Raw genomic sequence first — 21,656 nt, 5'->3', positions numbered from 1 at the left:
AGGACTCTCCCATGCGACCACCCCTGCCGCCCTTCGACCTCGATTCCGCCCGCGCGAAGGTGCTCGCCGCCGAAAACGCCTGGAATACCCGAGATCCCGAACGGGTCGCCGCCGCGTACACCGAGGATTCGGTATGGCGCAACCGCGACGAATTCTTCACCGGCCGTGCCGCGATCGTGGAGTTCCTGACCCGCAAATGGTCGGCCGAGAACGGCTACGCGCTGCGCAAGGATCTGTGGGCCTTCCACGACAACCGCATCGCCGTGCGCTTCCAGTACGAATGGCACGACGAGTCGGGGCAGTGGTGGCGCAGCTACGGCAACGAGCAGTGGGAGTTCGCGGCGGACGGGCGGATGGCTCGGCGCGAGGCCAGCATCGACGACGTGCGCATCGACCAGTCGCAGCGGCGGATCTTCGGGCCACGCGCCGAGGGCGACGACTCGGTGCTGCCACAGCGCTGACGGCTGGTTTCGCTCCCGGATTGCTGGTCGGAGCGGCTGCTTCGCGTGTTGGTGGGCGCGTCGCTTGACTCGAATGGGTGTTCGACTAACCTGGGCGCCAGAACTTGTCGGTGCCGGCCTCTACTGTGGGCGCCAACCAGAGAGACACTCACCTCGAGAAGGGGCACACATCATGGCACCGCAGGCCTACGATCGCGACAAAGCGCTGGAACTGGCACTGGCGCAGGTGGAGAAGAGCTTCGGCAAGGGCGCGGTCATGCGTCTCGGTGAGGAGACGCGTCAGCCGATCGCTGTCATCCCCACCGGCTCCATCGCGCTCGATGTCGCGCTCGGTATCGGCGGGTTGCCGCGCGGACGCGTCGTGGAGATCTACGGCCCGGAATCCTCGGGTAAGACCACCGTCGCGCTGCACGCCGTCGCCAACGCCCAGGCCGCGGGCGGTGTCGCCGCCTTCATCGACGCCGAGCACGCTCTCGACCCCGATTACGCCCGCAAGCTGGGCGTCGACACCGACGCGCTGCTGGTCTCCCAGCCCGATACCGGTGAGCAGGCCCTGGAGATCGCCGACATGCTGGTGCGCTCCGGCGCCATCGACATCCTCGTCATCGACTCCGTCGCCGCCCTGGTGCCGCGCGCGGAAATCGAAGGCGAGATGGGCGACAGCCACGTCGGCCTGCAGGCCCGCCTCATGAGCCAGGCGCTGCGCAAGATGACCGGTGCGCTCAGCAACTCCGGCACCACCGCCATCTTCATCAACCAGCTGCGCGAGAAGATCGGTGTCATGTTCGGCTCGCCCGAGACCACCACCGGTGGTAAGGCGCTGAAGTTCTACGCCTCCGTGCGCCTGGACGTGCGCCGCATCGAGACCCTCAAGGACGGCACCGACGCGGTCGGTAACCGCACCCGCGTGAAGGTCGTCAAGAACAAGGTCGCGCCGCCGTTCAAGCAGGCCGAGTTCGACATCCTCTACGGCCACGGCATCTCCAAGGAGGGCTCGCTCATCGACATGGGCGTCGAGCACGGCTTCGTCCGCAAGTCCGGCTCCTGGTACACCTACGAGGGCGACCAGCTGGGCCAGGGCAAGGAGAACGCCCGCAAGTTCCTGCTGGAGAACAAGGACGTGTGCAACGAGATCGAGAAGAAGATCAAGGAAAAGCTGGGCATCGGCGCCGTACTGACCGCCGAGGCCGACGCGCCCGCCGACTTCTGAGCCGATGACCACGCCGAGCCCCGGCGGCCACCACGATTCGGCCGACCCGGTCGAACAGATGCGCAGGCAGCTGGCTCGTCTCGGAATCGAGGTCGAGCCGGAGCCGGTGATGCCCGTGGTGGGCCGCGGTGGGGGTGCGGCCGATGAACTCGTCCGGTCGGCTCGCGACAAGCGATCCGATTCGGATGCGAAGAGGATTCGGTCGGGTGCGGGCGATCCGCAGCGCGCGCACCCGACCGGATTCATCGATGGTGACAAACCACCGCATTTCGCTGCGCGGGTTGGTGATGATCATGAAGAGTGGGGGAGTGAGGGTCGGCGACGGCCCCGCGGCGCCCGACGCGAACGTAGGTCCGCGCGGCGCGACGAAGTCTCCCTGTCGACCGTCGTCGGTGGTGACGACGGACGGCAGGCGGATCCGGTGGCGGCCGGATCCCAGCCGGGAGAGCCCGACAGGCGGGCCGGCACACGCCGGCTCGCCCCGGGCGACCGTCCCGACTCGACTCTGGAACAGGCCAAAGACGTGTGCCTGCGATTGCTCTCGGTGCGTGCTCGCAGCCGCGCCGAGCTGGAGAAACGCCTCGGCGAGAAGGGGTTCCGCCCCGAGGTGACAGCGGCCGCCCTCGAACGGTTCGCCGAAGTGGGTCTGATCGACGACGCCTCCTTCGCCGAACAGTGGGTGCACGAACGCCACACCTACTCCGGCCGGGGTAGAAAGGCCCTCCAGCGTGAGCTGCGCGAGAAGGGCGTCGCCCCCGGCGATGCCGAACAGGCGCTGTCCATGGTCACCGATGACGCCGAACACGCCCGCGCCGCCGATCTGGTCCGTCGCAAGCTCCGCACCCTGCCCGCGGATCTGGACCGCGACAAGGCGGTGCGCCGCCTGGTCGGCATGCTCGCTCGCCGCGGCTACGACCAGTCCACCGCCTTCGCCGTCGTCACCGCCGAACTGGACGAGGCGGGCTTCGATCGCACGTCCGCCGAGGTCAGGGCGGCCCGCGCGAAGACTTCGGAGCACGATTCCGGGGGCACGGACCGAGCGGAGATCGCCGGCGAAACCTCCAGCGATACAGCGGAGCCGGACGCGGCTGTCGGCTACACCTCACGCCGACCGACGCCCGGCGACGAACAAGCCGCTATCGACCTGGTCCGTCGCAAACTCCGCGCCATGCCCGCCGATCTCGACCGCACCAAGGCCACCCGGCGCCTGGTCGACATGCTCGCCCGCCGCGGCTACAGCGCGGCAACGGCGTTCGCGGTGGTGAAAGCCGAACTGGCGGCGGCAGACAGCTGAGCACTCGGGCCGCACACGCCGATCGATGCCGAGGAGTCGGCACGGTGGCAGCGGCTCGAGCAGGTGGGAGTTCGAAATTCCCGCAGGGGTCGTTGGTGACGCGTAGGATGATCGCGCTGGTGAAAGATGTTTTCGCGCAGGCTGATTCGTCGCATCGTGACGCGGTGGCGTGCGGGAACGTCGATGTTTCACCCTGATTCGGGTGGGAAATCCGGGGAGCAGGGCCGTAGGCGGCCGCCGAACGACGGGGAGGTGGACCCTGGACGCGTTGTGGTCGTTCGTGGTGAACCGGCGGGAGCAGTTGCTGGTCGATTCTTATCTCCATGTGTCGGCCGTGGTGCAGTCGCTGGTGCTGGCGACGGTGATCGCAGTGGCGTTGGGGATACTCGTGTACCAAAGTCCGCTCGGGTCCGCTGCCGCGACCGCGATGGCGGGGGCCATTCTGACGGTTCCCTCGTTCGCGTTGCTCGGGTTGCTGATTCCGTTCCTCGGGCTCGGTGTGGGGCCGACGATCGTGGCCCTGGTGCTCTACGCGCTGTTGCCGATCCTGCGCAATACGGTGCTCGGGTTGTCGTCGGTGGATCCGGCGGTGACCGATGCCGCGCGAGGTGTCGGGATGAACCGGTTGCGCCTGCTGACCAAGATCGAACTGCCCCTTGCCTGGCCGTCCATTCTCACCGGCATGCGGGTCAGTACCCAGATGATCATGGGCATCCTGGCCCTGGCGGCCTATGCCAAAGGCCCCGGCCTCGGCAACGTGATCTTCTCGGGACTCTCCCGCCTGGGCAGCCCGAACGCGGTGCCGCAGGCGCTCACCGGCACCGTCCTCATCGTCGTGCTCGCACTCGCACTCGACGGCGTCCTGGTTCTGCTCGGACGGCTCACTATTCCGAGGGGAATTCGTGACTGACATCGAAACCACCGAGGCGGCCGCGGATTCCGGGGTCTCCGGGGTCGAGATCGTGCTCGACCGGGTCACCAAACGCTATCCCGAACAGCGCGAACCAGCGGTCGACGAGGTCTCCATGACCATCCCGGCCGGAGAGATCGTGGTGTTGGTCGGCCCGTCGGGTTGCGGCAAGACCACCACCATGCGGATGATCAACCGCCTGATCGAACCCACCTCGGGCACCGTCACCATCGGTGGCCGCGACGCGGGCGCGATCGACGCCGACGAATTGCGCCGCGGCATCGGCTATTCCATCCAGCAGGCCGGACTGTTTCCGCACATGACCGTCGCCAAGAACATCGCCACGGTGCCGGGCCTGCTGGGCTGGGACCGCCGCCGCGTCGCCGAACGCACCGACGAGATGCTCACCCTTGTCGGCCTCGACCCCGACACCTACCGCAACCGCTACCCCCGCCAGCTCTCCGGCGGACAGCAGCAGCGCGTCGGCGTCGCGAGGGCTCTGGCCGCCGACCCGCCGGTCCTGCTGATGGACGAACCCTTCGGCGCGGTCGACCCGATCACCCGCGCGCTGTTGCAGGACGAATTGCTCCGTCTGCAAAGCGAACTCGGCAAGACCATCGTCTTCGTCACCCACGACTTCGGCGAGGCGGTGAAGCTGGGCGACCGTATCGCTGTTCTCGGCGACCGCTCCCGCATCCTGCAGTACGACACCCCTGCCGCGATCCTGGCGGCCCCCGTCGACGAGACGGTCGCCGGTTTCGTCGGCGCCACCGCCACCATCGACCGACTCGGTCTCACCGTGCTCGCCGAGATGGACCTCGACCAGGGCGTCACCGCCACCGAGGACACCAGCGTCGCGGCACTCACCACCGCACTGCGCGACGCGAGCCGCACCTGGGGCCTTGTTCTCGACCAGCAGCGGCGCCCACTCCGGCGGGTGACGACAGCCGAACTCGCCCACGCGGATTCGCTGCGCGACGTCGGGACCGCGGTCGGCGCCACCCTGCCCGCGGACGCGACCCTCCAAGACGCGCTCGCCGGGCTGCTCACCGAACGCACCGCCTCCGCCGTTGTCGTCGACAACACCGGCATCTACGCCGGAACAGTCACCGTCGACACCCTCATCAACCACCTCGCCGCGACCGAATCGGCGCCGGCATGATGACCGAGCCGCCTTGCGGCGCGACCACCCCCGAACCCCCGGTGTTCCGGGGTGAAGCCGCTCGAGATCCTGAATCGGTCCCGGGCCATCACCAGGCGCGGAGGGCTCCACAGTGACGAATACTGTTTCGGCTCCCGCGCGTTCGATCGTCGACGTCCCCGCCGCGACCGCTGCTCCCGCCACCCAGCGGCGCGCCGAATACCTCCGCCTGCTCGCTCAGCCGGTGATCGTGCTGATCCTCACCGTCGGGGTGCTCGTCTGGGCGTTCCGGCGCGATCTCACCGTCACCCAGCAGGCCAGTATCAGCGTGAGCAATGTCGCCCAGGTGACCTGGCAGCACGTGCTGATCACGGCGGCGGTGGTGCTCATCGTGGTAGCGGTGGCCGTGCCGCTGGGGACAGTGCTCACCAGGCACCGATTCCGCCGTCTCGCCCCGTTCTTCGTCGGCATCGCCAATATCGGAGCCTCCGCGCCGGCGATCGGGCTGATCGTGCTGTGCTACCTGGTCACCCGCACCACCGGGTTCTGGATCGGTGTCGCGCCGATCGCGTTCTGTTCGCTGCTGCCGGTCCTGCGCAATACGATCCTGGGCTACCAGCAGGTCGATCCCGCGCTGATCGACGCGGGCAGGGGACAGGGCATGTCGGCCGCACTGGTGTTGCGCCGCATCGAATTCCCGCTCGCGGTGCCCTACATCCTCGCGGGCCTGAGAACATCGTTGGTGCTGGCCGTCGGTACCGCCACCCTGTCGTTCATGGTGAGCGCAGGCGGGCTCGGCATCCTCATCGACACCGGCTACAAACTGCGCGACACCGTGACATTGACGCTCGGCGCCGTACTCGCTGTCGCGCTGGCGCTGTTCGTCGACTGGCTCGGTGCGTTGGCCGAACAGTTCCTCGGGCCGAGGGGGTTGCGGTGAGGGTCGCCGGATGGTTGCGCGTGCTCGCCCCGGTTCTCGGCGTGCTGGTGCTCGCGAGTTGCGGACTGCAGTCGGGTGGCTCGGTGCCGCTGTCTGTGGGACCGGCCGGCATCACGCCGGTACCCGAACTCGACGGTGTCGCCGTCACGGTGGGCTCCAAGGACTTCACCGAGGCCAACATCCTGGGTTACATGATCGAATTCGCGCTGACGGCCGCGGGCGCGAACGTGCGCGACCTGACCAATATCCAAGGCTCCAACAGCCTGCGCGACGCGCAACTGAACGGTCAGATCGACATCGCCTACGACTACACCGGCACCGGCTGGATCAACTATCTCGGCAAGGAGAAGCCCATCCCGACCGAGGCGGCCCAGTTCGAGGCGGTCCGCGACGCCGATCTCGCCGAACACGACATGGTCTGGGCGGCGATGGCGCCGATGAACAACACCTATGCCCTCGTCACCAGCAAGGGCTACGCCGAGGAGACCGGGGTTCGCACGCTGTCGGACTACGCGAACCTCGTCGCGAAAGATCCCGGCGCCGCGACCACCTGCGTCGGCACCGAGTTCAACGTCCGCCCGGACGGCTATCCCGGTCTGGCAGGCGCCTACGGGATCGACCTCGGCAAGGCCCAACGCCAGATCGTCCAGGACGCGCTGGTCTACCAGGCCACCGCCGACGCGAAACAGTGCCGATTCGGCTCGGTCGCCGCCACCGACGGCCGCATTCCCGCCCTGGAACTGGTGCTGCTCGAAGACGACAAGGCCTTCTTCCCGAAGTACAACGCCTCGCTGGTCATGCACCGCGACTTCGCCGACGCGCACCCCGAGGTAGTCACGGTCATGGCCCCGATCTCCGCGCGACTCACCAACGAGGTGATCACCGAACTCAACCGTCAGGTCGACATCGACGGCCGCGAGCCCGCCGACGTCGCCCGTGACTGGATGGTCGCCGAGGGTCTCGTCACCGCGGGCTGATCCACCGCGTCGGTTAGCCGAACTGTTACCGGAGTCCGCCCGAGATGTCCGGAACGTGTGCGTCGCTCACACCGCTGGCTCAGCTTCGCGGGCCATGATGGACGGCGGTAGAGACAACCGGAAACAGAGACGCGCAGCGGTGCGGGTGCTCGCGTCCAGACTGGGAGGCTGACGCATGACCATAGAATTTCGCAAGGTGACCGTCCTCGGGACGGGGGTCCTCGGATCCCAGATCGCTTTCCAGACCGCCTTCCACGGGTTCGACGTCACCGCCTACGACATCGACGACGCGGCGCTCACCGCCGCACGTACCCGATTCGACGGTCTCGCCGCGGTGTATCAGCAGGACGTGGCAGGCGCGGATGCGAGCAACACCACAGCGACCGCCGCGGGCATCACCCTCACCACCGACCTGGCCGCCGCGGCGGCCGAGGCGGACCTGATCATCGAGGCGGTGCCGGAGGTACTCGAGATCAAGCGCGAGCTCTACGGCAAGCTCGGCGCGCTCGCGCCCGAACGCACCGTGTTCGCGACGAACTCCTCGACGCTGCTGCCCAGCGACATCGTCGCCTACACCGGGCGCCCCGATCGTTTCCTGGCGTTGCACTTCGCCAACCATGTCTGGAAGTTCAACACCGCCGAGGTGATGGGCACCGAGCAGACCGACCCAGCGGTGTTCGCCGCGGTGGCCGAGTTCGCGAAGGCAATCGGCATGGTGCCGATCGAATTGCACAAGGAGAAGGCGGGTTATGTCCTCAACTCGCTGCTCGTGCCGTTCCTGAACTCCGGGATCGAGCTCGCCGCGGGCGGATACGCCGAACCCGCCGCGGTCGACGAGACCTGGCGCATCGCCACCGGCGCCCCCATGGGTCCGTTCCAGATCCTCGACATCGTCGGCCTGACCACCCCGTACAACATCCTGATCAACGGCGACGACGACCACAAGAAGCTCGCGGCTTGGCTGAAGGAGAACTACATCGACAAGGGCAAGCTCGGTGCCGCCACGGGGGAGGGGTTCTACCGCTACGGCGCATAGTCCCGCTCGACCGTTCCGGATCGGTCAGCGGAGTCGGATGTATCAGGACCAAGGAAACAACAAGCGGGGCCCGATCCGGACGGATCGGGCCCCGCTTGTCGTATGTGCGACTACTTCTTGGTGATGTCCACGCCGGGCGTGGCGTCGGCGAGGATCGAGTCGGCGGCCAGCACCGTACCCCCGCTCTTCTTCCGCGACCGCAACCGCTTCTCCAGCGTGGTGGCCAGGAAGCTCAGCGCCATGTTGAGCGAGATCATGATCAGCGCGACGACGATCAGCGCGGGGATCGTGTTCTGCATCGACGCGCCTTCTTGCTGACCGGACCGCACCAACTCGACGTAGGTGATCTGGTAGCCCAGCGCGGTGTCCTTGAGGACGACGACCATCTGTGACACCAACGCGGGCAGCATCACGGTGATGGCCTGGGGTAGCAGGATCAGCCGCATGAGCTGGTTCTTGCGCAGACCCAGCGCCACGGCGGCTTCGGTTTGTCCCTTGGGCAGGGACTTGATGCCGGCGCGGACGATCTCGGCTATGACCGCGGAGTTGTAGATGGTCAGTGCGATGACCACTGCGGCCAGCGCGAGCTGATCGGACGGGAACAGGTTGTAGTCGCCGAACACCGCGAACAGGAAGATCATCAGGATCAGCACGGGGATGGCTCGGGCGAGCTCGACGATCGTGCCCGCGACCCAGCGCACCCATGCATGGTCGGACAGGCGCAGGATCCCGAAGATCATGCCGAAGAACACCGAGCCGACGATCGAGATCGCCGCGGCGGTGAGGGTGCCCTGCAGGCCGGGCAGGAGGTAGGTCTCCCAGATCTCGGACTCGAGGAACGGTTTCCACTTGGCCGCGGTGAACTGGCCCTTGTCGGCGAAGGCGTCGTAGAGCCACCAGCCCGCGCCGACCAGCACGACGACGACCAGGACCGAGTACAGGTTGTGACGCAGCCGCGCGCGGGGCCCGGGAGCGTCGAACAGAACCGAAGCGCCGCTCATCGTGCCACCTCGTATCGCTTGGCCAGCCAGCCGAAGAACAGCCCGGTCGGCAGGGTGAGGACGACGAAGCCGAGGGCGAAGATCATGCCGATAGTGAGAATGGCGGCTTCGTTCTCGATCATTTCGCCCATCAGGTACGCGGCTTCGGCGACGCCGATGACGGAGGCGACCGTCGAGTTCTTGGTCAGCGCGATCAGCACGCTGCCCAGGGGTGCGATGACGGCCCGAAATGCTTGGGGCAGCACGATCAAACGGAGGTTCTGGGAGAATCCGAAGCCCAGCGACCGACCCGCTTCGGACTGGCCGAGCGCGACGGTGTTGATGCCGGAGCGCAGCGATTCGCAGACGAAGGCGGCCGTGTAGACGCTCAGCCCGATGATCGCCCAGCGATAGTTGATGATCTTGATCTCGTCACTGCCGAGTGTCCACCCGAGGGTGCTGTACAGGCCGAGCGAGGTGAATACCAGGATCAGGGTGAGCGGGGTGTTGCGGAAGACCGCTACATACGCCGCGCCGATCCCGCGCGCGACCGGAATCGGGGACACGCGCATGCCGGCGACGACGGTACCGATGACGAGCGCACCGATCGCGGAGAAGAAGGTGAGTTTGATGGTTACCCAGAACGCATCGAGGATTTGGTTGTCATACCTCGAGATCAGGTCGAACACGGACGCGCGTCCTCCGATCGGTGTGAAGGCCTGCAGGACAACACCGCATCGGTGACCCGGGAGATCCCGGGTCACCGATGATCAGTGGTTGATCAGTAGCGGTCGACGGTCGGCGGCGCCGGCACCGCGATGCCGGTACCCGCGAAGTTCTTCTCCTGCGCGGCCTTCCACGTACCGTCATCGATCATCGCCTGGATGGCGTCGTTGACCTTGCCGCGCAGTTCGGTGTCGCCCTTCTTCAGGCCGATGCCGTACTTCTCGGTGGTGAAGGGCTTGTTCACCAGCTTGAAGGTGCCCGGCGACTGCGCGGCGTAACCGGCGAGGATCACGTTGTCGGTGGTGACCGCGTCGATCGCGCCGCTTCGCATCGCCTCGATGCACAGCGAGTAGGTGTCGTAGGTCTGCAGCTGGGCCTGGGGGTAGTTCTTCTCGATGTTCTGGGCGGGGGTGGAGCCCTTCACCGAGCAGACCTTCTTGCCCGCCAGGGAGTCGGGGCCGGTGATGTCGGTGTTGGCGGCGGGCACCAGCAGGTCCTGGCCGGCGATGTAGTACGGGCCGCCGAAATCGACCTTCTCCTTGCGCTTGTCGTTGATCGAGTAGGTGGCGACGACGAAGTCGACCTGGCCGTTCTCGATCAGGGTCTCGCGCTGCGCCGACGGCGATTCCTTGAAGGTGACGTTCTCTGGCTTCACACCGAGCTTGTCGGCGACGTACTTGGCCACGTCGACGTCGAAGCCGCTGTAGGTGCCGTCGGTATTGCGCAGGCCCAGACCCGGCTGGTCGAACTTGATGCCGATGGTCAGCTTGCCGTCCTTGGCGTTGTCCAGGGCCGACTTGTCGTCACCGCCGCCACAGGCCGCGGTGACGGTGGCTGCCAATACCAGTGCCGCTGCGCCGATTCCGACGCGCATCGCACGATTGATCCTCATGGGTTTCCTTCTCCTTGTGACAATGGTGCTGCGAGTCAGTGACTGAGAATTTTGCCGAGGAAGTCCCTGGCGCGTTCGGATTTCGGTGCGGTGAAGAAAGTTTCGGGCGCGGAGTCCTCGACGATCTCGCCGTCGGCCATGAACAGCACGCGGTCGCCCGCCCTGCGCGCGAAACCCATCTCGTGGGTGACCACGAGCATGGTCATGCCTTCCTTGGCGAGGGCGACCATCACGTCGAGCACCTCGTTGACCATCTCCGGGTCCAGTGCCGAGGTCGGTTCGTCGAACAGCATGACCTTGGGGTCCATCGCGAGCGAGCGGGCGATGGCGACGCGCTGCTGCTGACCGCCGGAGAGCTGGGCCGGGTACTTGTCGGCCTGGTTGGCGATGCCGACCCGCTCGAGCAAGGCCATCGCGTGCTTGCGTGCCTCGTCCTTCTTCTTTCCGCGGACCTTCGTCGGCGCCAGCATGACGTTCTCGACGATGGTCTTGTGCGCGAACAGGTTGAACGACTGGAACACCATGCCCACCTCGGCACGCAGCGCGGCAAGAGCTTTGCCCTCGGCGGGCAGTGCGACGCCGTCGATGGCGATGTCGCCGGAGTCGATCGGTTCGAGGCGATTGATGGTGCGGCACAGGGTCGATTTCCCCGAACCCGACGGGCCCAGGACGATCACGACCTGCCCACGGGGCACTTCGAGGTGGATATCGCGCAGGACATGGAGCTCACCGAAGTGTTTGTCCACGTTGCGCATCGAGATCATCGGCGGAGCAGCGGTGGTGGCTGCGGCGTCGGCGTTCCCGGTCGCGGGTGCGGCGTCGTCGGTCATGGTCAGAAACCTTATGTCCATTCTGGAGAATTGCCCGGCTTTCGAAGACATGCCGTGACGGCACGCCGAAACGACACCTGCTGGTAACCCGGCGGCTGCCCGTTACCTTTGCGTATTATCACCCGAACGCAACCGTGACGCGCATCACAGTCATGGCTGCCCGTACCCTGGACAGGTGGATTCGACGGTTCAGGACGCGACTGAGGGCGCGACGCAGCACAGCTCCGTGACGCAGCGCAGCTATGAGGTTCGCACATTCGGCTGCCAGATGAACGTGCACGACTCCGAACGATTGTCCGGGCTGCTCGAGGACGCGGGCTATATCAAGGCCGCCACCGGTGAGACGCCCGATCTGATGGTGTTCAACACCTGCGCGGTGCGCGAGAACGCCGACAACAAGCTCTACGGCACGCTCGGTCAGCTGGTTCCCGTCAAGCAGGGGCGCCCCGGCATGCAGATCGCCGTCGGCGGCTGCCTGGCGCAGAAGGACCGCGAGACCGTGGTGCGCAAGGCGCCGTGGGTCGACGTGGTGTTCGGCACCCACAACATCGGCTCACTGCCGGTGCTGCTCGAGCGCGCCCGCCACAACGAGCAGGCCCAGGTGGAGATCCTCGAATCGCTCGAGGCGTTCCCGTCGACGCTGCCCGCCAAGCGCGAGTCGGCCTACGCGGGCTGGGTGTCGATCTCGGTGGGCTGCAACAACACCTGCACGTTCTGCATCGTGCCTGCCCTGCGCGGTAAGGAAGTGGACCGCCGTCCCGGCGACGTGCTCGCCGAGGTCCAGGCGCTGGTCGACCAGGGCGTGCTCGAAGTGACGCTGCTCGGTCAGAACGTGAACTCCTACGGCGTCAACTTCGTCGATCCCGATCAGCCGCGCGACCGGGGCGCGTTCGCGCAGCTGCTGCGCGCGACCGGACAGATCGAGGGCCTGGAGCGCGTGCGATTCACCTCCCCGCACCCCGCGGAGTTCACCGACGACGTCATCGAGGCGATGGCGGCCACCCCCAACGTCTGCCCGCAGCTGCACATGCCGCTGCAATCGGGCTCTGACCGGGTGCTCAAGGCGATGCGCCGTTCCTACCGCAAGGAACGCTTCCTCGGCATCATCGACAAGGTGCGCACCGCGATGCCGCACGCGTCGATCACCACCGACATCATCGTCGGCTTCCCCGGCGAGACCGAGGAGGACTTCCTCGAGACCCTCGACGTGGTCCGTCGCGCCCGCTTCACCAGCGCTTACACCTTCCAGTACTCCAAGCGTCCCGGCACCCCGGCCGCCGAACTGCCCGATCAGCTGCCCAAGCAGGTCGTGCAGGAGCGTTTCGAACGTCTGATCGCGTTGCAGGACCAGATTTCCTGGGAGAACAACCAGGCACTCATCGGCACCGAGGTGGAACTGCTCGTCGCCGACGGCGCGGGCAAGAAGAACGCGGTGACCGCGCGGATGAGCGGACGCGCGCGCGACGGCAGGCTGGTGCACTTCCGTCCCGGTGACGTGACGGGGATCCGACCGGGCGACATCGTCACCGTCGACATCACCGAGGCCGCCCCGCACCACCTCATCGCCGACAGCGCCGTGAAGTCGCATCGGCGGACCGCCGCCGGTGACGCGCACGAACGCGGCATCACCCCGAAGACCGCCCCGATCGGCGTCGGGCTCGGGTTGCCCCGCATCGGCGCGCCGGTGGTGGAGACGGTCGAGAGCGGCTGTTCGACGGGCTGCTCGTCGTGAGCGACGAGGAATCTACTACCGGCCGTAGTGGGTCGGATGCGAACGGCGCGTCCGGTGATGGCACAGTGGGACCCGCCAACGATCAGCCTCTGGACAGGAGCGGACACGCGGTGAACCCGGCGCGCAACGACGAGGACTTCGAACAATTCCGTGGTGAGCTCGACGCGGTCGAGCGCCGCGTCGCCGGTGAGATCGACCCCGGCGCGCGGGCGCTGGTGGTGGCGGGTGCGGTCTTCGCGCTGCTGATCTCTCTGCTGTTGCCGACAGCGGGCACCGCGCGCGGCTTCGACGTGCTGCTGAACACCGACGCCGCGGGCGTCGAGCACATCGGCCTGCCGTCACGAATCTTCGTCTGGCTGGTCATCGTCTTCGGTGTGGGCTTCTCGCTGCTGGCGTTGACCACCCGCCGCTGGGTGCTGGCCTGGATAGCGTGCGCGGGCTCGGCGGTGGGCAGCGTGTTCGGTGTGCTCTCGATCTGGCATCGCCAGACCCCCGGCCTCGGCAACTACGAGGGCGCGGGTCCCGGTATCGGCCTGATCCTCGGCACCATCGCGATCATGGTGCTCACCTTCCACTGGATCCGCGTGGTCTGGAGTCGCACGGCCGTGCAACTGGCCGCGGAAGAGCAGCGTCGCAACGCGGCTCGCGAAGCCGAGGATCGCGACCGCAAGCGCCTCACCGGCGAATAGTCCTGTGAGACAAGAAAACCCCCGACCGAATCGGTCGGGGGTTTCTTTCTGTCGCACTCACAGATTGCTGACGGCGCCTTCTGCGGCTTCGGCCCATTCGCGCCACTGCTTGGCCTGCTCGAGTGCCTTCTCCGCGTCGCGCTTCTTGCCCGCCGCGGTGGCCTTGGCGGCCTGCTCCTCGTACTGCGCGACCCGCTCACGGAACTGCGCGGCACGCGCGACAGCCTCGGGGTCGGAGCGGCGCCACTGCTGATCGGCGGCGTCGCGGACCCGCTTCTCGATGGCGCGCAGCTTGGCTTCCAGCTCCTGCATGCGCTCGCGGGGAACCTTGCCGATGGCGTCCCACTTGTCCTGCAGCTCGCGCAGCGAGTTGCGGGCGGCGTCCACGCCGTTGGCCGGGTCGATGTGCTCGTAGGCGGCCAGCAGTTCCAGCTTGGCGGTGGCGTTGTGGTCGAATTCGGCGTCGCGCTCGGAGACCGCCGCGTTGCGGGCGGCGAAGAACACATCCTGGGCGCTCTTGAACCGCCGCCACAGCGACTCGTCGGCTTCGCGCGGTGCCCGGCCCGCGGCCTTCCATTCGGAGAGCAGGTCGCGGAACACCGCGGCGGTGCCTGTCCAGTCGGTGGAGTCGGCCAGTTCCTCGGCGCGCACGCACAGCTCTTCCTTGCGCGTCTTGGCGGTGGCGCGTTCGCGATCGAGATCGGCGAAGTGAGCGCCGCGTCGGCGGTTGAACGCCTCGCGAGCCTTGGAGTAGCGCTTCCACAGTGCGTCGTCGACCTTGCGGTCGACACCGCGGATCGACTTCCACTCGTCGAGGATCTCGCGCAGCCGGTCGCCCGCGGCCTTCCACTGGGTGGACTCGGCGGCGATCTGCTCGGCCTCGGCGGCGAGGGCTTCCTTGCGCTCGGTGTGCTCGTGGCGGGCGCGGTCCTTCTCCTCCTTGGCGTGCGCGGCGGCTTCCTCGGAGTGTTCGGTGATGACCTGCAGCCGGCCCGCGAGGCCGTCGATGTCGCCGATGACGGCCGCGGTCGGCAGCGTCTCGGCCAGCGCCAGCGCGGCGGCCTTGGTCTTGCGAGCGTCCGCGCCCGCGGCCAGCCTGGCTTCGAGCAGCGCGACCTCGGTGGCGAGATCGTCGAAGCGGCGGCCGAAGTGGGCAAGGCCCTCGGTGACATCGCCCGCCTGCCAGGAGCCGACGATCCGTTCGCCCTCGGCGGTCTGCACCCAGGCGGTGCCGTCTTCGTCGACGCGACCCCACTTGCTCGGGTCGGTGGCGCTCGGCACGATCACGGCGTGCGGGTGCGGTTGATCGGGGCCCGGCGCCGGTTTCACGGCATGCGGTTTCGGCGGACGCGGAGCAGTCCCGCCGGGCTTGGGGGTACCGGACGGTCGCGGGGCCGGACCTGGGGTGGGCTTCGCGGTTCCGTTGCTGTCGGTCATTGCTCTCCGTCCCTGCCGCGCGTCACGGCTGCCTGGTTACGCCCTAGCACATCCCATTGAACCCGGTTCGAGCCGCGGAAACCATCGATCCGGAGGATCGGATAGCGGATTTCCTGGGATTTCGTCCCGGACGACGTGGGTAGTCGCACCTGAAAACACTAGCAATCTCGGCGGGCATCCCTACGCCGGACACTCGCAGACCGTCGCGCGTCCGTACCGCGCCGGATGCGGGCCCCCGTGCGCGCTGCGGCTACGGTTACCGCGTGTTCTCGATAGCGGCCCTGGTCCCGTCGCCGCCGATGCTGGTGCCCGAACTGTGTGGGCGAGTCCCGGTGTCCGGCAGCGATCCCGACGATCCGATCGTGGTGCTGCGCGCGGCCGCCTTGGACGCCGCGGCCGCCCTCGCCGCGGCCGCCGACCGGTGGATCGTCATCGGGGTCGACAGCCATGACCGGATCTACGGTTCGTCGACCCGGGGAACGTTTCATGGGTTCGGTGCCGATGTCGTCGTCGGACTCGGTCCGGCGGGCGAGGAGCCCGGTCCAGCAGACTTCCAGCTTCCCCTTCCGGTACTGGTCGCCGGATGGTTGCGGGAGCAGGCCGCGCCGCGGATTTCGGTGCGAGCCCGGCTCTTCGCCGCCGACGCCTCGCCCGCGCGGTGTGCGGAGGCGGGCGCCGCGATTCGCGCCGAGCTCGACAGCGAGCCGGACCCGTACGCGGTGCTCGTGGTCGCCGACGGCGCCGCGACGTTGACGGTCGAGTCACCCGGCTATCTCGACGAGCGAGCCCACGCGGTGCAGCACGACCTCGACACCGCCTTGCGCACGGGTTCGCGCGCCGGGTTGGCCGCGCTCGAGCCGGAACTGTGCGCGGCGCTGCTCGTCGACGGACGCGCCGCCTACCAGGTACTCGGCGGTCTTTTCGCCGTCGATTCGGCCGATCCGCAGGTGCGTACCCTCTATCAGGGCGCACCCTACGGCGTCGGCTACGACGTGAGCGTGTGGAAACCGAGTGGGCAGAAAGGTACCGACGAGTGACGAGCAGACCGATCGCTGTCGTCGGCCCCACCGCGACCGGGAAATCCGACCTGGCCCTCGATCTCGCGACCGAGCTCGGCGGCGAAATCGTCAACATCGACGCCATGCAGCTCTATCGCGGGATGGATGTCGGCACGGCGAAATTGCCGCTCGACCAGCGACGCGGGATCGCGCACCATCTGCTCGACGTTCTCGACGTCACCGAGACCGCAACCGTCGCCGCCTACCAGAGCGCGGCCCGCGCCGTCGTCGAGGACATCATGGCGCGCGGAAAGACCCCGGTCATCGTGGGCGGGTCGATGATGTACGTGCAAGCCCTGCTCGACGAGTGGGATTTCCCGGCCACCGATCCCGAGGTCCGCGCCCGCTGGGAAGCGCTCCTGGACGAGAGCGGGGTACAGGCACTGCACGCGGCGCTGCTGCAGGCCGACCCGGTCGCCGCGGCCACCATCCTGCCCACCGACGGCCGACGCATGGTGCGCGCGCTCGAGGTCGTGGAACTGACCGGTCGCCCGTTCGCCGCCTCGGCCCCGACCATCGGCACCCCGCGCTGGAACACCGCGATTCTCGGCGTCGACCGGGAGACCGCCGCCCTCGACGCCCGCATCGAGACCCGCACCGCCCTGATGTTCGATTCAGGTCTGGTCGACGAGGTCCGCGGACTGGTCGACGCGGGCCTGCGCGAGGGTCAGACCGCCCGCCGTGCCATCGGCTACGCCCAGGTGCTGGCCTACCTCGACGGCGAATACGATCTCGACCACGCCCGCGAGCGCACGCTGATCGGCACCCGTCGATACGTGCGCAGGCAGCGGTCGTGGTTCCGGCGCGACCCCAGGGTCTCCTGGGTGGACGGCGCGGATCCCGAGCTCGCCGCGACCGCGCTGGCCCTGCTCTGACGACATTCGAACACCGACCCGATAGGACGGACAGCGCAGTGACGCGACGAGTGAGTACCCGCAACGCCTCGGTGCAGGTGTGGCAGGCCTATCTCAACAACCGGACCAAACGTCATCGTGACGGCCGGTTCCTCGTGCAAGGCGTGCGCCCGATCACCCAGGCACTCGACAACGACTGGCCGCTGGAAACCTTGCTCTACCGGCTCGGCGGCCCCGAGCTGTCGAGTTGGGCGCGCGAGATCCTCGACACCGCCGACGTGCCGCAGGTGGGCCTGGTCCCCGAACTCATGGCCGAGCTGGGGGAGAAGGCGGCGAGCGCGCCCGAGATCGTCGCGGTCGCGGTGTCGCGGCATCCGGACCTGGCCGACTACGCACCCGGTGAACCGGGGGAGGACGCCCCGGTCGTGGTCGTGTTCGATCGCCCGAACTCGCCCGGCAACCTCGGCACGCTGATCCGCTCGGCAGATGCCTTCGGCGCGTCCGGGGTGATCGTCACCGGCCACGGCGCCGACCAGTTCGACCCGCAAGCCGTGCGCGCCTCGACCGGTTCGCTGTTCGCGATGCCGGTGCTGCGCGCGGCGGGCCCCGGCCAGGTGCTCGAATTCCGTGACCGCCAACAGGCTCGCGGCATCCCCACCCGCATCGTCGGCACCGATGAGGGCGCGCCGAGCACGATCTACGACTACGACTTCACCGGGGCGACGATCCTTGTCGTCGGCAACGAGACCACCGGCATGAGCTCGGCGTGGGCCGAGGCCTGCGACGACCTAGTCACCATTCCGATGGGCGGCACCGCCAGCTCGCTCGGCGCGCCGTCGGCGGGGGCGATCAGCCTCTACGAGATCGCCCGGCAGCGACGCACGTTCGCCCGGTAATAGACCCCACCGCGGCACAGAGGAGAATGAGGGACGTGTCCGACATCGAATTCAGCAAGGGCCACGGCACCCAGAACGACTTCGTGGTGCTGCCCGACCTCGAGGTACGCCTCGACCTGACCGCCGACCGCGTCGCCGCACTGTGCGACCGGCAGCGCGGCCTCGGCGCCGACGGTGTGCTGCGCGTGGCCGAGGCCGGTGCGCTGCTCGCCGCCGGTGTCCTGGAAGCCCTGCCGGAGGGCGTCGGCGCGGACGACTGGTTCATGGACTACCGCAACGGCGACGGTTCGATCGCCGAGATGTGCGGCAACGGGGTGCGGGTCTTCGCGCACTATCTCAACGCCACCGGGCTGGAGCAGCGCACCGAGTACGTCGTCGGCAGTCGTGCGGGCGCTCGCCCGGTCGTCGTGCACGAGGCGGGCCCGACCGACGGTGAGGTCACTGTGGACATGGGTGTTGTCCGTGAGCTCGGCCCCTCCACCGCCACGCTGGCCGGCTGGGCGCTGGCCGGAATCGGCATCGATGTCGGCAATCCGCACCTGGCCTGCGTCGACGACAGTATGACCGTCGACGCGCTGGCAAAACTCGACCTGAGCGTGTCGCCGGGCTTCGACCCCGACCTGTTCCCGCACGGCGTGAACGTCGAAATTCTCACCGCGCTCGACGCCGACAACGCCGTGGACATGCGCGTCTACGAACGCGGAGTCGGCGAAACCCGTTCCTGTGGAACCGGGACAGTGGCCGCGGCCGCCGCCGCGTTGACCGCCGCCGGGGTGTCGATCGGCACCGAATCCGGCGAGGTCACGGTGCGGGTTCCCGGCGGACAGGTACGCGTCGGCATCGCCGAAGCACGCGCCTGGCTGCGCGGTCCCTCGGTCCTGCTGGCCTCGGGAACGCTGTCGCAGTCCTGGTGGGACGCGCAGTAGCACCGATAACCGCGTGCACGCTGTCACCCGGACGTGGCAGCATGGAGAACGTATGACGAAACCAGTAGAACCCACAGAATCCACATCGGCCGAGCACACCACCGCGGCCGATCCCGACGTCGCCGCCGACCGCGGGGACGTCGATGATGCGTTGGCCCGCCACGCGGCCCGCATGAAACAGCCCGGTTGGGCGAGCGATCCGACGGTCGGCGAGATGCAGCTCGACGAGCGCAGCTCGTTGCGCCGCGTCGCGGGGCTGTCCACCGAACTCACCGACATCACCGAGGTCGAATACCGCCAGCTGCGCCTCGAGCGCGTCGTGCTGGTCGGTGTCTGGACCACCGGCAGCGTCGCCCAGGCCGACGCGAGCATGGTCGAGTTGGCCGCGCTCGCCGAGACAGCGGGCTCGGAGGTCCTCGAGGCGCTGATCCAGCGTCGCGACAAGCCCGACCCGGCCACCTACATCGGCTCCGGCAAGGCCGAGGAGTTGCGCACCGTTGTCCTCGACACCGGCGCCGACACGGTGATCTGCGACGGTGAACTCACGCCCGCCCAGCTCACCGCACTGGAGAAGGTCGTCAAGGTGAAGGTCATCGACCGCACCGCGCTGATCCTCGACATCTTCGCCCAGCACGCCACCTCTCGCGAGGGCAAGGCCCAGGTCGCGTTGGCGCAGATGGAGTACATGCTGCCCCGCCTGCGCGGCTGGGGTGAGTCGATGTCGCGTCAGGCCGGTGGCCGGGCGGGCGGCGCCAGCGGTGGCGTCGGCACCCGTGGTCCCGGTGAGACCAAGATCGAAACCGATCGTCGTCGGATCCGGGAGCGGATGGCCAAACTCCGCCGCGAGATCCGGGAGATGAAGACCGCTCGCGACACCATGCGCGCGCGCCGCAGCGAGAGCGGCGTTCCTTCGATCGCGATCGTCGGCTACACCAACGCGGGCAAGTCCAGCCTGATGAACTCGCTCACCGGCGCGGGACTGCTCGTGCAGGACGCGCTGTTCGCCACTCTCGACCCGACCACTCGCCGGGCGGCGCTCGACGATGGTCGCGAGATGGTGTTCACCGACACCGTCGGCTTCGTTCGCCACCTGCCGACTCAGCTGGTCGAGGCTTTCCGCTCGACGCTGGAAGAGGTCACCGGCGCCGATCTGCTGCTGCACGTCGTCGACGGCGCCGACCCGCTGCCGCTCGAGCAGATCAGGGCGGTGCGTGAGGTGATCACCGATGTGATCAGGGAACAGGGCACACCGGCACCGCCGGAACTGCTGGTGGTCAACAAGATCGACGCCGCCGACCCGAACGAGCTCACCCGGTTGCGCGGCATGTTGCCGCAGGCGGCCTTCGTCTCGGCGCAGACCGGCGCGGGTGTGGAGGAGTTGCGGGAGCGGCTGTCCGAGGTGCTCGGCGGACTCGATGTCGACATCAGTGTGCTGCTGCCCTACAGCCGGGGGGACCTGCTCGCCCGCATCCACGCCGACGGTAGAATCGTCACCGCCGACCACGAAGAGGGCGGTACTCGGGTACGCGCGCGTGTGCCGCACGCCTTGGCCGCGGCCCTGTCCGAGTACGCCCATGCGGGTCCTGCCGAGCCGGCTCTCAGCTGATCTTTTTCGCTGATTTGCCTGCTGGTTGCGGACAAATGCCGATGCGACACAGGCATTTTCGGACGCTATGGTCGAATATCGACAGCAGGAGGGTGTTATGTCGAACGACCATCAAAGTATGGGAAATGTGACGCAGGACAGGGTCGCGGTGGGCGACCCTGTCCTCTCGGACGGGGCGCCGCTCGCTCCGACACCGAGTGAATGGGATATCCGGGCCTTCGAAGCGGTGCTCGCGCCGCTGCGGGCGTGGACCAGCCCCAAGTTCTACGGTCTGGAGAACATTCCGGCCGAAGGGCCGGTGCTGATCGTGGCCAACCACAACCTGCTCGGCTTGATCGACGCGCCGCTGATCCTGCCGGAGATCCTGCGGGAGCGCGGCAGGCTGGTGCGTGGCCTGGCCGAACACGTGTTGATGGTGCCCGGGGTGCGGGATTTCCTGCACCATTTCGGCACCGTCCGAGGGACCCGCTCGAACTGCCTGGCGCTGCTCGAGCGCGGGGAAGCGGTGGTGGTGTTCCCCGGTGGCGGCCGCGAGGCGATCCGCCGCAAGGGCGAGAAGTACGAGCTCAAGTGGGAGGGCCGCACCGGATTCGCGCGGATGGCGATTCAGGCGGGGGTGCCGATCGTGCCGCTGGCGATGATCGGCGTCGACGACGCCTACGACATCGTCTTCGACGGTCAGCACGCGGTGATGGCTCCGCTGCGCTGGACCTGCCGACTACTCGGCATCAATCCCGCACTGAATCCGCCCCTGGTCAAGGGTGTCGGCCCGACGCCGCTGCCCCGCCCTGAGCGGTTCTACTTCTCCGCGGGCGCCCCCATCGACCCGGCGCCGTGGTTGGAAGCCGACGACCTCGACGGTGCGGCCGCCGATCTGCGCGATGTGGTGCGCAAGGGGCTCGAAGAAGAGTTGCAGTTCTTGTTCAACGAGCGAGAACGCGATACCGGCCGGACCTTGGTGGATCGCCTGCGCAACGCGCTGCCCTGGTGACCGCAACCGCCTGACCTGCCGGATCGGCGCCGCGAGGCAGACGCACGCAGTGGAATGCTCGCGGCGCCGA

21 protein-coding genes and 1 pseudogene are annotated in these 21,656 nt (G+C 67.9%); 17 read left to right on the top strand and 5 right to left on the bottom strand.

Annotated features, from left to right (window positions below):
- Positions 1-11 precede the first annotated feature (11 nt).
- The 9 genes and pseudogenes from NS1_RS24235 to NS1_RS24200 all read left to right on the top strand — a co-directional run bounded on the left by NS1_RS24235 (position 12) and on the right by NS1_RS24200 (position 7,969).
- Positions 12-461, top strand: coding sequence for a nuclear transport factor 2 family protein (locus NS1_RS24235; RefSeq protein ID WP_062987989.1), 450 nt, complete (start codon positions 12-14; stop codon positions 459-461).
- A 172-nt stretch (positions 462-633) separates the two neighbouring features.
- The gene (recA, locus tag NS1_RS24230; RefSeq protein ID WP_056811397.1) at positions 634-1,671 is read left to right on the top strand and encodes a recombinase RecA; all 1,038 of its coding nucleotides are present in this window, start codon (positions 634-636) and stop codon (positions 1,669-1,671) included.
- 421 nt (positions 1,672-2,092) lie between these two features.
- Positions 2,093-2,635: pseudogene (gene recX / locus NS1_RS41825) on the top strand (recombination regulator RecX); the annotation flags it as partial.
- A complete protein-coding gene (locus NS1_RS42480; RefSeq protein ID WP_255284671.1) occupies positions 2,621-2,965 on the top strand; it encodes a RecX family transcriptional regulator in 345 nt (114 codons plus the stop codon). The pseudogene recX and the gene NS1_RS42480, both read left to right, overlap by 15 nt.
- Before the next feature lie 259 nt (positions 2,966-3,224).
- Complete coding sequence (locus tag NS1_RS24220) at positions 3,225-3,875, top strand: ABC transporter permease (protein WP_062988050.1); 651 nt, start codon at positions 3,225-3,227, stop codon at positions 3,873-3,875.
- Entirely contained in the window at positions 3,868-5,037 is a 1,170-nt protein-coding gene (locus NS1_RS24215) for an ABC transporter ATP-binding protein (RefSeq protein ID WP_084503960.1), read from the top strand. Before NS1_RS24220 ends, NS1_RS24215 begins: the two co-directional genes overlap by 8 nt.
- 145 nt (positions 5,038-5,182) lie before the next feature.
- On the top strand, positions 5,183-5,956 hold the full coding sequence (locus tag NS1_RS24210) for an ABC transporter permease (RefSeq protein ID WP_062988048.1): 774 nt from the start codon (positions 5,183-5,185) through the stop codon (positions 5,954-5,956).
- Entirely contained in the window at positions 5,953-6,933 is a 981-nt protein-coding gene (locus tag NS1_RS24205; protein ID WP_084503958.1) for a glycine betaine ABC transporter substrate-binding protein, read from the top strand. The genes NS1_RS24210 and NS1_RS24205 overlap by 4 nt, the downstream gene beginning before the upstream one ends.
- 175 nt (positions 6,934-7,108) lie before the next feature.
- Positions 7,109-7,969 carry a 3-hydroxyacyl-CoA dehydrogenase gene (locus NS1_RS24200; protein ID WP_062987987.1) on the top strand — a complete coding sequence of 287 codons (861 nt, stop codon included), beginning with the start codon at positions 7,109-7,111 and terminating at the stop codon, positions 7,967-7,969.
- A 110-nt stretch (positions 7,970-8,079) separates the two neighbouring features.
- Here the strand turns inward: NS1_RS24200 and NS1_RS24195 are convergent, their stop codons facing one another.
- From NS1_RS24195 to NS1_RS24180, 4 genes are all read right to left on the bottom strand, one after another.
- Positions 8,080-8,970, bottom strand: coding sequence for an amino acid ABC transporter permease (locus NS1_RS24195; RefSeq protein WP_062987985.1), 891 nt, complete (start codon positions 8,968-8,970; stop codon positions 8,080-8,082).
- Complete coding sequence (locus tag NS1_RS24190; RefSeq protein WP_062988044.1) at positions 8,967-9,638, bottom strand: amino acid ABC transporter permease; 672 nt, start codon at positions 9,636-9,638, stop codon at positions 8,967-8,969. The genes NS1_RS24195 and NS1_RS24190 overlap by 4 nt, the downstream gene beginning before the upstream one ends.
- A gap of 92 nt (positions 9,639-9,730) precedes the next feature.
- Complete coding sequence (locus tag NS1_RS24185; RefSeq protein WP_062987983.1) at positions 9,731-10,567, bottom strand: glutamate ABC transporter substrate-binding protein; 837 nt, start codon at positions 10,565-10,567, stop codon at positions 9,731-9,733.
- A gap of 35 nt (positions 10,568-10,602) precedes the next feature.
- Positions 10,603-11,331, bottom strand: a complete 729-nt coding sequence (locus NS1_RS24180) for an amino acid ABC transporter ATP-binding protein (RefSeq protein WP_157125367.1) — start codon at positions 11,329-11,331, stop codon at positions 10,603-10,605.
- A 241-nt stretch (positions 11,332-11,572) separates the two neighbouring features.
- Between NS1_RS24180 and miaB the strand changes: the two genes are divergently transcribed.
- The gene (gene miaB, locus NS1_RS24175) at positions 11,573-13,129 is read left to right on the top strand and encodes a tRNA (N6-isopentenyl adenosine(37)-C2)-methylthiotransferase MiaB (RefSeq protein WP_062987980.1); all 1,557 of its coding nucleotides are present in this window, start codon (positions 11,573-11,575) and stop codon (positions 13,127-13,129) included.
- 110 nt (positions 13,130-13,239) lie between these two features.
- Positions 13,240-13,818 (top strand): Rv2732c family membrane protein, encoded by a 579-nt coding sequence (locus NS1_RS24170; RefSeq protein ID WP_056811382.1) that lies wholly within the window; start codon positions 13,240-13,242, stop codon positions 13,816-13,818.
- A 57-nt stretch (positions 13,819-13,875) separates the two neighbouring features.
- Here the strand turns inward: NS1_RS24170 and NS1_RS24165 are convergent, their stop codons facing one another.
- The gene (locus NS1_RS24165) at positions 13,876-15,255 is read right to left on the bottom strand and encodes a DUF349 domain-containing protein (RefSeq protein WP_062987978.1); all 1,380 of its coding nucleotides are present in this window, start codon (positions 15,253-15,255) and stop codon (positions 13,876-13,878) included.
- Between the two features lie 263 nt (positions 15,256-15,518).
- Here NS1_RS24165 and NS1_RS24160 point away from each other — a divergent pair, with 263 nt between their 5' ends.
- The 6 genes from NS1_RS24160 to NS1_RS24135 all read left to right on the top strand — a co-directional run bounded on the left by NS1_RS24160 (position 15,519) and on the right by NS1_RS24135 (position 21,586).
- A complete protein-coding gene (locus NS1_RS24160; RefSeq protein WP_062987976.1) occupies positions 15,519-16,292 on the top strand; it encodes a class III extradiol ring-cleavage dioxygenase family protein in 774 nt (257 codons plus the stop codon).
- Positions 16,289-17,188 (top strand): tRNA (adenosine(37)-N6)-dimethylallyltransferase MiaA, encoded by a 900-nt coding sequence (gene miaA, locus NS1_RS24155; RefSeq protein WP_062987974.1) that lies wholly within the window; start codon positions 16,289-16,291, stop codon positions 17,186-17,188. Before NS1_RS24160 ends, miaA begins: the two co-directional genes overlap by 4 nt.
- Before the next feature lie 38 nt (positions 17,189-17,226).
- Complete coding sequence (locus NS1_RS24150; RefSeq protein ID WP_084503956.1) at positions 17,227-18,063, top strand: TrmH family RNA methyltransferase; 837 nt, start codon at positions 17,227-17,229, stop codon at positions 18,061-18,063.
- Positions 18,064-18,107: 44 nt separating this feature from the next.
- The gene (dapF, locus tag NS1_RS24145; protein ID WP_056815576.1) at positions 18,108-18,989 is read left to right on the top strand and encodes a diaminopimelate epimerase; all 882 of its coding nucleotides are present in this window, start codon (positions 18,108-18,110) and stop codon (positions 18,987-18,989) included.
- 172 nt (positions 18,990-19,161) lie between these two features.
- A complete protein-coding gene (gene hflX, locus NS1_RS24140; protein WP_056815573.1) occupies positions 19,162-20,595 on the top strand; it encodes a GTPase HflX in 1,434 nt (477 codons plus the stop codon).
- Between the two features lie 118 nt (positions 20,596-20,713).
- On the top strand, positions 20,714-21,586 hold the full coding sequence (locus NS1_RS24135) for a lysophospholipid acyltransferase family protein (protein WP_063816246.1): 873 nt from the start codon (positions 20,714-20,716) through the stop codon (positions 21,584-21,586).
- Positions 21,587-21,656: the final 70 nt, after the last annotated feature.

Source organism: Nocardia salmonicida NBRC 13393, assembly GCF_001613085.1.
GTDB classification, from domain to species: domain Bacteria; phylum Actinomycetota; class Actinomycetes; order Mycobacteriales; family Mycobacteriaceae; genus Nocardia; species Nocardia salmonicida.
This window is presented reverse-complemented; position numbering and strand designations above follow the sequence as displayed.